The organism is Promicromonospora sp. NPDC060271 (assembly GCF_042726755.1).
Classification (GTDB): domain Bacteria; phylum Actinomycetota; class Actinomycetes; order Actinomycetales; family Cellulomonadaceae; genus Promicromonospora.
Map to the genome: position 1 here is coordinate 1 of NZ_JBHXBG010000182.1, position 10,691 is coordinate 10,691.

The following is a 10,691-nucleotide window of genomic DNA, read 5'->3' on the forward strand; positions in this document are numbered from 1 at the left end:
CGTCAACATCGGCACGATCGGTCACGTCGACCACGGTAAGACGACCCTCACGGCCGCCATTACCAAGGTGCTGCACGACGCGTTTCCGAACCTGAACGAGGCCTCGGCCTTCGACATGATCGACAAGGCGCCCAGCAGGTTCTCGTCGCCGCAGATCACCGCGCGCACCGCGAACCGCATGACATCGCCGACCAGACGCTCCCGTACCCGCTCGTCCTCGTCCGCGGAATAGGCGAAGTGCAGGGGCGAGCGCCGCGGATGGTGCACCCACTCCAGGTCGGTGCCGTAGACACGGGACGCGCCGCCGTAGACCTGGGTGTCCGGCGGCATGCCGGACGAGAACGCCCACGACACGTCGCCCGTCGGGATCACCACCACCTCGGCGAGCCCGGCGACGTCGTCGAGCACCCGCTTCGGGTCCACGTACGGGACGTCGCGCCCGGCGGGCGTCGAGATGACCACGACGGGCTGGTCGCGGCCGGGGCGCTGGAGCGCTGCGGCGAGCTCGCGCGCCTGGTCCTCGGAGGCGACACGCCGGACCCGCGCGGGGACGCGTGACTCGGTCATGGGGCCTCCTCACCCTTGGTGGTGACGCAGCGTACCGTTTTCAACTGTCATTCATTGCAAAGACATGAAAGAGCCCGCTGATTCCAGACCCTCTGGACCCGGACCATAGGATCGATTCATGACCCCAGTCGACTCCCCAGCACTCGAGGCGCGCGTCCGGGACGCGCTGACCGGTGTGCTCGACCCTGAGATCCGGCGTCCCATCACCGATCTGGGCATGGTCCGGTCGGTGGTCGTGTCCGACGGCGGGCACGTCGCCGTCGGCGTCGACCTGACGGTCGCGGGCTGTCCCATGAAGTCGACGCTGGTCAGGGACGTGACGGCCGCAGCGGAAGCCGTCGACGGCGTGGCCGGTGTCGAGGTCGAGCTGGGCGTGATGACACCGGAGCAGCGTTCCTCGCTGCGCTCGATGCTGCGCGGCGGCGCGGGCGACCCCGTCATCCCGTTCTCGCAGCCAGGCTCGCTGACCAAGGTGTTCGCCGTGGCGTCGGGCAAGGGCGGCGTCGGCAAGTCGTCGGTCACGGCGAACCTCGCGGTGGCCATGGCGGCGGACGGCCTCTCGGTGGGCGTGATCGACGCCGACATCTACGGCTTCTCGATCCCCCGCATGCTGGGGGTCGACCGTCAGCCCACCCGGGTCGACAACATGCTGCTGCCGCCCATCGCGCACGGCGTCAAGGTGGTCTCGATCGGTATGTTCGTGCCGCCGGGGCAGCCGGTCGTCTGGCGCGGGCCGATGCTGCACCGCGCGCTGGAGCAGTTCCTGGCCGACGTGTTCTGGGGCGACCTGGACGTGCTGCTGCTCGACCTGCCGCCGGGTACCGGCGACATCGCCATCTCGGTGGCCCAGCTTCTGCCGTCGTCCGAGATCCTGGTGGTCACGACGCCCCAGGCGGCGGCCGCCGAGGTCGCCGAGCGCGCTGGATCGGTGGCGACCCAGACGCAGCAGGGCGTGGTCGGCGTGGTCGAGAACATGTCGTGGCTGGAGCAGCCCGACGGCACCCGCCTGGAGGTCTTCGGCGCCGGTGGCGGCGCGAAGGTCTCGGCCCGGCTCACCGAGCTCGTGGGCACGGACGTACCACTGCTGGGCCAGATCCCGCTCGACGTCGCCGTCCGCGAGGGCGGGGACGCCGGCGCTCCGGTGGTCCTGACCGCGCCGGACTCACCGGGCGCCCGGGTGCTGGCCGACGTCGCCCGCGGGCTCGCGAGGCGCCGCCGGGGCCTCGCGGGCCGGAACCTGGGGCTCGCGCCGGTCTGAGCGACCCGGGCGGCCCTGCTCAGCGGTGGCGGTAGGAGAGCCTACGGACGAGCACCTCCGCCGGGCCCGGCAGCCCGGCTCTCGCCATCGCCGTCGCCAGCCCCACGGAGGCCGCCCACACGACGACGGCGATCACGGCCGCACCGGCGAACGACATGGTCCCGGCCAGGTCGAGCGTGAACGGGTAGAACAGCAGGAGCCACACCAGCGACTGCAGCAGGTAGAAGGTCAGGGACCGCTGCCCCAGGGCGGCCAAGGCCGTCGCGACCGCGCCGCCCGCAACGCGCCGTCCGGCGAACGCCACCCCGACGAGGGCGGCGAGCCCGACGCCGCCCACGTAGCCGCCGAACGTGTGCAGCACGGCGAGCGCCCATTCCGTGGAGGTTGCCGTCGGCACCCAGAAGCCGGCCACGACGAGCGCCTCGGGCAGGCGCGTGGCCAGGGCGAGGAGGAGCAGGCCGACGGCGGTCCGGCGGAGCAGCACCGCATGCTCCTGCGGCTCGTCCAGGTATCGACGGCGGGCCGCCCAGATGCCGAAGAGCATGCCCGACACGGCCACGACCACGCCGAGCACGGCGTCCGGAAGCCAGCCCGGCAGGCCGGACAGGACGTGCGCCGGGTAGGTCGCGGACATGTACGGCACCATCCCCGCCGGCTCACCCGCCAGCTCGGCGGCCACGCTGCGCTGGTAGGTCCAGCTGATCATCGCGAGACTGAACGGAAGAAGGGCCGCGGCCGTCCACAGGAGCACGCGGTCACGAGCCGTCACCATGGCCGCGAGGAACAGCAGGGCGAACCCGTAGGTGGCGACGATGTCGAGCGGTACCAGCAGCGCGGAGTGCGCCAGACCGACGCCGACCAGCACCAGCCCTCGGCGACGCAGGAGCCGGCGGGTCTCCGCCGGCCCCGTGCCGCGCGCCTCCTGCCGGTATAGCAGCTGCCCCATGGCGTACCCGAACAGGACGATGAACATCGAGCGCGCCTGGTTCTCCGCGAGCAGCGAACGCAGGAGCTCTGCCACCGTGTTCGCCGCGGTGGGGGCCCGGTCGCTCACGAAGCTCGGCGCGTGAGCGAGGGCGATGAGCAACAGCATCACACCGCGAGCGACGTCCGGTGCGATCGCTCGCGAGAGCTGCGCGCGTGCCTGGCCGGCGGGGCGGGCCGGTGCTGTCATGTCGTTCCTTCCACTGGGTCGCGCAAGCGGTCCGAGCCACCGGTTCACGCGGGGCGCGCGCATTGCGTTCAGGTCAGCATCAACACCCGTACGCCCTATGGACCAGCGGCTATCGTGGATCGTTGCAACAGCCGAACTGCCGATGCACGCCAGGAGCGATGTGCCAGGACCACGCCTGAACCGGACCGAGCGCGAACAGGTCGCGGCAGGGCTCGCCGCCCGGCACGACTACGCGGAGATCGCCCGGCGACTCGGCCGGCCGACGTCGACGGTGAGCCGCGAGGTGGCGCGGAACGGTGGGCCGGCCGCGTACGACGCCGACCGGGCCGAGGCCGCGGCACAGGCACGCGCCCGGCGTCCCCGGGGCGGCCCGACAGCCGGGACGGGCAGCGTCGGCCAGACCCAGGAACCCCGGGCCGCCGCCCGGACGGCGTTTCTGGCCGACTTCACCGAGAGCGTCGTCGCCACCGGTGTCCCCCGCACCGCCGCGCGGGTACTGGTGTGGATCCACTCGGCCGACGCCGGGCTCACCGCCGCAGACCTCATCACCGAGCTGGGGGTCTCGAGGGCTGCGGTGTCGAACGCGGTGGCGTACCTCGACCGGCTACGGCTGATCCGGCGGGAGCGCGAACCGGCCGGCCGTCGCGAGCGTTACGTGGTGGGCGACGACGTCTGGTCCGCGAGCTGGAACGAGAGCGTGGAAGCCAATGCCCGCTGGGTCCGCATCACCACGCGCGGCGTCGAGGCGCTCGGCCCGGACACCCCGGCGGGCGTCCGGCTCGCCCGGGCGGCCCGGTTCTTCACCGCCGTGCAGGAGACCATGTCGGCGGGTCCCTGGCCGCTCGCGACGGGCGAGACCGGCGCGCTCCTGCGTGCGCTGGCGCGGGCGGGGGTGCCGGTCACCGCCGAACAGCTCAGGGGTGTCCTGACGCCGGAGCAGCGGGCGGCGCTCCGGCGTCGGGGGTGATGCCGGTGAAGCAGCCCGGCGTTGACCACCAGCCCTGGACTACTGCGCGTACGGGTCCGTGAGCGTGAAGGGTGTACGGGCTTCCTCCAGCGCAGCCTGCGGAAACTGCTCACGTCGCAGCTGCGTGCTCAGCCCCGGACGGCGGCCAGCACCTCCTGCTCCTCCTCGCGGGTCAGGCCCGTGACCTTGGCGTCCGGCGTCGCACTGAGCCAGGTGAGCGTGTCGCGCGCGGTCTCCGCGAACGGCCGGATCGTCAGGCCCGCCTCCAGCGACGACGCGACGTCGTGCGCCAGGAAGCCGGAGTCGGCCAGGTCGGCGACCCAGACCGGGATCGAGCGGGGACCCGACCACGGGACGACCTCGTGCTCGGCGAGCACCTCGGGGGCCACCGGGACGAGCTCGGGGTCGGCCCCGGCGCCGTCGGCCACCTGGGCAAGGAGCTCCGACCGGGGAACCGGCGGGCAGACGGCGTCGAAGTCTCCGGTGGTGCCCACCTCCGCCGCCGTCACTATCCACTCCGCGAGGTCGCGGACGTCGACGAGCTGGACCGGGTCGTCGACCGGCTCGGGGACCAGCACAGGCAGGCCGTCCCGTGCCGCCTCGGCGAACCGGGCGGGCCAGTACGCGAACCGGCCGCTCGGGTCCCCCGGGCCGACGATCAGGCCGGGCCGGATCACGAGCGCGGCCGCGACGCCGGTGCGGACCGTGTTCTCGCACGCCACCTTCATCGCGCCGTACGTCTCGGGGCCGGAGGCCGGGTCCTCGTCCGTCTCGATCGGGTCGAGCAGGGGCAGTGTCGCCGGCGTGCCGCCCGGCGTCGCCGTGTCCGCGTAGACGTTGACGGTCGAGACGAACGTCCAGTGCGCGTCCGGGAACGCCGCGACCGCGCGGCGCACGTGCGAGGGGATGCGCGAGACGTCGACGACGGCGTCGAACGGCGTGGCCGTGAGCTCGGCAGGCACCGCATCGACGCGGTCCCAGGGCACGAGGGTGGCGCCGTCGGGCACCGTGCCGCTCACGCCGCGGGCCGCGCACGTGACGTCGTGCCCGCGGGCCACCGCCGCTTCCGCGACCGCGCGGGAGAGGAAGACCGTTCCACCGAGAACCAGGATTCGCATGTGCCCACCGAACCGCATCGCAGTGACGGCGACCACGCGAATCTGCTGGTGGCGAATCTCCGGGAGGCGTACGGGCGCTGTCGACGGCCGTCACGCGTAAATCGATGCAAGCCAACGGGCCCAACGAATCTGTCCGGCACCGGCAAGCGTATTCCCCCACGCCCGCCGAGGATCTAACGTTGTCCAGGCACCCCGGACGAACGCCCCCGACCCAGGACAAGGAAGTCCTCATGACGCACAGCACACACCGCAGGCGCGCCCTCGCGGGCGGCGCCGCGATCGCCGTCGCGCTGACGACCGCGGGCCTCGCGATCGGACCGTCGGCGGCCGGCTACGGCGAGGCGGTGATCAAGCCCGCCGAGACCGACCTCGCCGGCAAGGACTGGGTCACGGCCCGCGCGACCAGCAACGATGCCGACGCCGGCCGTGCGCTCGACGGCTCCGATACCACCGCCTGGCGGCCGGCCGCGTCGACGTCGGGCAGCCGCCACGGCACGCGGGACCAGGCCCTCACCGTCGATCTCGGCGGCGCGTACGACGGACTGCACAAGGTGGAGGTGGTGCTCGCGGACGCGACGCCGGCCCGCTACGTCGTCGAGGCCTCGGCCGACGGCAGGCGCTGGACGACCCTCGCCGACCACCGGGACGGCCGCAGCGGCGCGGCAGGCACCACGGCGCTGGTCGACAGGGACGGCACCCGGTACCTGCGCGTCCGGTTCGTCACCGCGCGGCCAGGCACGAACGGCGTCGCCGAGCTGCGCGCCTACAACTACCTGCGCGACGACCTGCGGCTCGGCGCCGACCTCTCCTACGCCGACCAGGAACGCGACCAGCCGTACTACCTCGACGCCGAGGCCGCCCTCGCCGGCGAGCCGGACCCCGGCCCCCACCTGCTCGACGTCGTCAAGGACCGCGGGATGGAGCACCTGCGCCTGCGCATCTGGAACGACCCGCGCGACGAGACCACCGGCGTCGAGACCGACCCGGCGTACCAGGGCCCGGAACGCTCGCTCACGGTGGCCGAGGAGATCGCCGACCGCGGCCTGGGCCTCGGCATCGACTTCCACTACGCGGACAGCTGGGCCGACCCGAGCAAGCAGCCCAAGCCGCGCGCCTGGGCCGAGCTGCCCTTCGACGAGCTGACCCAGGAGGTCCACGACTTCACCGCGGACTACCTGACCCAGCTCGTGGAACAGGGCACCACCCCCGCGAAGGTCGCGGTGGGCAACGAGGTGATCAACGGCTTCCTCTACGGCAGCGAGGCCGAGATCATCGGGACCACGGCGCCCGCCTACTTCGTCGAGCAGGCGGACGTCTACCGGTCGCAGCCCGGCGGCGGCCTGCTCTGGGACTACTGGTGCAGCGACGACCCCGCCGAGCAGCGGGCCTACGTCGAGCAGTGGGACCGGTTCGCGACGCTCATGGCGTCGGGCATCCGCGCCGTGCGCGAGGCGTCCCCGGAGTCGGACGTCGAGATCCACGCGATAGTCGACGCGGGCCGCCTCGACAAGACCATGGAGTTCTGGACGCAGCTGCTCACCCGCCTGGAGGCCGCCGACGCCGCCCCCGACGTGCTCGCGCTGTCCTACTACCCCGAGTGGCACGGCAGCCCCGAGGCGCTCGAGCACAACCTGCACACCATCGCCGACGCCTTCCCGCGGTACGCGCTCGACGTCGCCGAGACCGCCTACCCGGCCGAGAGCTGGCCGCCCGGCGACCCGACGCCGCTGCCCAACTCCCCGTTCCCCGTGACGGTCCAGGGCCAGGCCGACGCCGTCCAGCGCGTCTTCCAGGTCGCCAACGACGTGCCCGGCAACCGGGTGCAGGGCGTGCTCGTCTGGGAGCCCGCGAACTGGCAGCCCATGTTCACGTGGGTCGAGACCGGCCAGGGCTGGTTCCCCGAGGCCAACGCGTCGCTCGACGTCTTCCACGACAGCGACGCCACGCATGTCCTGGAGGACACCGTGCACGTCGTCACAGCGGTGGGCGACGACGTCCGGCTGCCCCGCCGGGTCGACGTCCTGACACCTGCCGACGGGGACGTCGACGGCGTCCGGGTCACCTGGCAGGACGTGCCCGACGACGCGACCGCCCGGCCGGGCACGCTCACCGTCGGCGGGACCACTACCCACGGCCCGGCCGAGGCGACGATCCACGTCCTGCCCTGACCAACCCCGCTGACCCACCCCCAGAAAGGACCCTCATGCCTGAGACCCCGACCTTCGTCCCCGGACCGCGGTACGACGGGTGGCTGACCGGCGTCGAGCAGATCAGCTACGGCGGCGACTACAACCCGGAGCAGTGGCCCGAGGAGGTCTGGGCGGAGGACGTCCGGCTGATGAACGAGGCGGGCGTGAACCTCGTCAGCCTCGGCATCTTCAGCTGGGCTCTGCTGGAGCCACGCGAGGGCGAGTTCGACTTCGCGTGGCTGGACCGCGTCATCGGCCTGCTGCACGACGGCGGTGTGCGGGTGCTGCTCGCCACGCCTACCGCCGCGCCACCCGCGTGGCTGTTCGCCGCCCACCCGGACGCCCGGGTGGTCGACCGGAACGGCACCCCCATGGGTCCGGGCAGCCGGGGACTCATGGCACCCACCGCGCCCGCCTACCGGGAGGCGGCCGTGCGGATCACCACCGCGCTGGCCGAGCGGTACGGCACGCACCCCGCCGTCGTCGGGTGGCACGTGCACAACGAGTACGGCGCGCCGGTCGCCCTCGACTACTCGGTGCACGCGCAGCGGGCGTTCCGCGAGTGGCTGCGCGAACGCTACGGCTCGCTGGACGCGCTGAACGCCGCCTGGGGCACCGCGTTCTGGGGGCAGCACTACGCGGACTGGGAGCACGTCCAGGTCCCGGCCGCCGCCCCGGAGGCCGTCAACCCCGCCCAGCAGCTCGACTTCGCGCGATTCTCCGACGCCGCCCTGCTGGCCTGCTTCGTCGCCGAGCGCGACGTCGTCCGCCGGTACTCCTCCGCGCCCGTGACCACGAACTTCATGGCGGCGAGCTGCCCGTCCACCGACCTGTTCGCGTGGGGCAAGGAGGTCGACCTCGTCTCGAACGACCACTACCTGCGGGCCGCCGACCCCCGCGGGTACGTGGGGCTCGCCCTGGCCGCCGACCTGACCCGGTCCGTCGCGGGCGGCAAGCCGTGGCTGCTGCTGGAGCACTCGACGTCGGCGGTGAACTGGCAGCCGCGGAACGTCGCCAAGCGGCCGGGCGAGCTGGCCCGCAACTCGTTCGCGCACCTGGGGCGCGGCGCGGACGCGATCATGTTCTTCCAGTGGCGTGCCTCGCGCTCGGGCGCGGAGAAGTTCCACTCGGCGATGCTGCCGCACGCCGGAACGGGTTCACGGGTGTGGCGCGAGGTCACGGAGCTCGGCGCGAACCTCGGCCGGCTCGCCGAGCTGCGCGGCTCCCGGGTCCAGGCGGACGTGGCCCTGCTGTGGGACCAGGAGTCGTTCTGGGCCCAGGACCTCGAGTTCCGGCCGAGCGAGGGGGCCCGTCACCGCGAGCGGGTCGACACCTATTACGACCGCCTCTGGCGGGACGGCCACACGGTCGACCTGGCCCGGCCCAGCCAGGACCTTTCGGGGTACAAGCTGGTCGTCGCCCCCGCGTCGTACCTGCTCACGGCCGAGGCGGCGGCGAACCTCACGGCGTACGTCGCGGCCGGCGGCACGCTGCTGGTGAGCTACTTCAGCGGCATCGTCGACGAGCACGACGCCGTGCACGCGGGCGGCCTCATGGCTCCGCTGCGTGACGTGCTCGGCGTGCAGGTCGAGGAGTTCCTCCCCCTGCGCGACGGCGAGGCGCTCACCGTCACCTACCGGGCGGGGGCCGCGGGAGCAGGCGCCGCGACCACCGACACCACGGAGCTGTCCGGCACGGTCTGGGCCGACGACCTGGTGCTCCACGGCGCCGAGCCGGTCGGCTCCTACGTCGACGGCCCCAAGCCGGGCGGCGTGGCCATCACCCGCCACCGGCACGGCGCGGGGACCGGCTGGTACGTGTCGACGGGCCTGGACGTCGCGGCCCTGGCGACGGTCATGACCGATGTGTACGCGAGCGCAGGCCTGGCGCCGTCGGGCATCGTGGATGGCCTGGAGGTGGTGCGCCGGACCAGCGCGGACGCCGTCTACACGGTGGCGATCAACCACACCGACGGCGAGGTGAAGCTGCCCCTCGGCGGACCTGCGACCGATCTGCTCACCGGCGACACCTTCGCGGGCTCCGCCGACGTCCCCGCCGGCGGGGTCCGTGTGCTGCGTACCGGCACCCGCTGACGGCGAGAGACAATAGTTCCCATGACTGAACCGCAGTGGCTCGAAGCCTGGTCCGTCGAGGAAGGCGCGCGCCGGGTCGACGAGCTCTTCACCAGTTCGTTCGACGGCTCACCCGAGGGCGTCTGGTCCGCCCCTGGCCGGGTCAACCTCATCGGTGAGCACACCGACTACAACGCCGGGCTGTGCCTGCCCACGGCGCTGCCGCACCGCACGTTCATCGCGCTGCGTCCGCGTGAGGACGACCGGGTCCGTCTGGTGTCGGCGCAGGCTGAGGGCGTGTGGGAGGCCAACCTCTCCGACATCGCTCCGGGCACCCGCGGCTGGGGCGCCTACGTGGCAGGCGTCGCCTGGGCGCTGGCCGAGGCCGGCCACAAGGTCGGCGGTTTCGACGCCGCTGTCGACTCGTGCGTGCCGTTCGGAGCCGGGCTGAGCTCGTCGGCGGCACTGGAGGCCGCCGTCGCGGTGGCCCTCGACGCGGTGGCGGGCCTCGGCCTCGCCGGGTCCGACACCGGGCGCACCGAGCTGGTCGCGGTGACGCGCCGTGCGGAGAACGAGATCGCGGGGGCGCCGACGGGCGGCCTCGACCAGTCGGCGTCGCTGCGCTGCCGCGAGGGCCATGCGCTGCTGCTCGACTTCCGACCGGGCCTGAGCGCCCTGGAGTCGGGCGTGCCCGTGCCGTTCGACCTGGACACGGCCGGGCTCACGCTCCTCGTGGTCGACACCAAGGCCGAGCACTCGCACGTGGACGGCGAGTACGGCGCCCGGCGCGCGGCGTGCGAGCGGGCCGCGAAGCTGCTCGGGCTGGACTCCCTCCGCGAGATCGCGCCGGCCCTCGGTGGCATGGGCATCGACCGGGCGCTGGCCGAGCTCGAGCCGCACGACGCCGACGGCGTCCTGCGCCGCCGGGTGCGGCACGTCGTGTCGGAGATCGACCGCACGGCGCGGTTCGCGAACCTGGTCCGGGAGGGCCGGGCGGCCGACGTCGGCCCGTTCATGCTGGCGTCGCACGCGTCCATGCGGGACGACTACGAGATCTCCTGCCGTGAGCTCGACCTCGTCGTCGACACGGCGATGGCCGCGGGCGCGCTCGGCGCGCGCATGACCGGCGGTGGGTTCGGCGGCAGCGCGATCGCGCTCGTCAACCAGGCCGACGTCGACACCGTCGCCCAGGCCGTCGCGGACGCCTTCGCCGACGCGGGCCTCACGGCCCCGGTGTTCCTGCTGGCGCCGCCCTCCGCGCCGGCGGCCTGACCGCCGTCTCCTCCGGTCAGCTGCCAGCCGCACGCGCCGGCTTCGGTCCGTTGCGCTGAGATCGGTCGATCAAC

At 73.2% G+C, this 10,691-nt stretch carries 8 protein-coding genes and 1 pseudogene; 7 read left to right on the forward strand and 2 right to left on the reverse strand.

The window, feature by feature from the left end; translation table 11 throughout:
* From ACFWE2_RS21635 to ACFWE2_RS21645, 3 genes and pseudogenes are all read left to right on the forward strand, one after another.
* Positions 1–133, forward strand: a pseudogene (locus ACFWE2_RS21635) (GTP-binding protein); the annotation flags it as partial.
* Between the two features lie 195 nt (positions 134–328).
* Positions 329–592, forward strand: coding sequence for a hypothetical protein (locus ACFWE2_RS21640; protein ID WP_377226272.1), 264 nt, complete (start codon positions 329–331; stop codon positions 590–592).
* 93 nt (positions 593–685) lie between these two features.
* Positions 686–1,825 carry an Mrp/NBP35 family ATP-binding protein gene (locus ACFWE2_RS21645; protein WP_377226273.1) on the forward strand — a complete coding sequence of 380 codons (1,140 nt, stop codon included), beginning with the start codon at positions 686–688 and terminating at the stop codon, positions 1,823–1,825.
* 19 nt (positions 1,826–1,844) lie between these two features.
* Here the strand turns inward: ACFWE2_RS21645 and ACFWE2_RS21650 are convergent, their stop codons facing one another.
* Positions 1,845–2,999: a DUF418 domain-containing protein gene (locus tag ACFWE2_RS21650; protein WP_377226274.1), complete on the reverse strand. Its 1,155-nt coding sequence runs from the start codon at positions 2,997–2,999 to the stop codon at positions 1,845–1,847.
* Positions 3,000–3,159: 160 nt separating this feature from the next.
* Here ACFWE2_RS21650 and ACFWE2_RS21655 point away from each other — a divergent pair, with 160 nt between their 5' ends.
* On the forward strand, positions 3,160–3,966 hold the full coding sequence (locus ACFWE2_RS21655; protein WP_377226275.1) for a MarR family transcriptional regulator: 807 nt from the start codon (positions 3,160–3,162) through the stop codon (positions 3,964–3,966).
* A gap of 128 nt (positions 3,967–4,094) precedes the next feature.
* Here ACFWE2_RS21655 and ACFWE2_RS21660 read toward each other — a convergent pair whose 3' ends face one another.
* Positions 4,095–5,084 carry an NAD-dependent epimerase/dehydratase family protein gene (locus ACFWE2_RS21660; protein ID WP_377226276.1) on the reverse strand — a complete coding sequence of 330 codons (990 nt, stop codon included), beginning with the start codon at positions 5,082–5,084 and terminating at the stop codon, positions 4,095–4,097.
* Between the two features lie 230 nt (positions 5,085–5,314).
* Here ACFWE2_RS21660 and ACFWE2_RS21665 point away from each other — a divergent pair, with 230 nt between their 5' ends.
* The 3 genes from ACFWE2_RS21665 to galK are packed head-to-tail and all read left to right on the forward strand — an operon-like array spanning position 5,315 to position 10,617.
* Positions 5,315–7,252, forward strand: a complete 1,938-nt coding sequence (locus ACFWE2_RS21665) for a glycosyl hydrolase 53 family protein (RefSeq protein ID WP_377226277.1) — start codon at positions 5,315–5,317, stop codon at positions 7,250–7,252.
* Between the two features lie 35 nt (positions 7,253–7,287).
* Positions 7,288–9,366 (forward strand): beta-galactosidase, encoded by a 2,079-nt coding sequence (locus tag ACFWE2_RS21670; protein WP_377226278.1) that lies wholly within the window; start codon positions 7,288–7,290, stop codon positions 9,364–9,366.
* A gap of 21 nt (positions 9,367–9,387) precedes the next feature.
* Positions 9,388–10,617: a galactokinase gene (gene galK / locus ACFWE2_RS21675; RefSeq protein ID WP_377226279.1), complete on the forward strand. Its 1,230-nt coding sequence runs from the start codon at positions 9,388–9,390 to the stop codon at positions 10,615–10,617.
* The last annotated feature ends 74 nt before the right edge of the window (positions 10,618–10,691 follow it).

Coding starts and splice junctions, on each gene's coding strand:
- ACFWE2_RS21640 (WP_377226272.1), top strand. CDS start 329: ATGCCGGACGAGAACGCCCACGACACGTCGCCCGTCGGGATCACCACC.
- ACFWE2_RS21645 (WP_377226273.1), top strand. CDS start 686: ATGACCCCAGTCGACTCCCCAGCACTCGAGGCGCGCGTCCGGGACGCG.
- ACFWE2_RS21650 (WP_377226274.1), bottom strand. CDS start 2,999: ATGACAGCACCGGCCCGCCCCGCCGGCCAGGCACGCGCGCAGCTCTCG.
- ACFWE2_RS21660 (WP_377226276.1), bottom strand. CDS start 5,084: ATGCGAATCCTGGTTCTCGGTGGAACGGTCTTCCTCTCCCGCGCGGTC.
- ACFWE2_RS21665 (WP_377226277.1), top strand. CDS start 5,315: ATGACGCACAGCACACACCGCAGGCGCGCCCTCGCGGGCGGCGCCGCG.
- ACFWE2_RS21670 (WP_377226278.1), top strand. CDS start 7,288: ATGCCTGAGACCCCGACCTTCGTCCCCGGACCGCGGTACGACGGGTGG.
- galK (WP_377226279.1), top strand. CDS start 9,388: ATGACTGAACCGCAGTGGCTCGAAGCCTGGTCCGTCGAGGAAGGCGCG.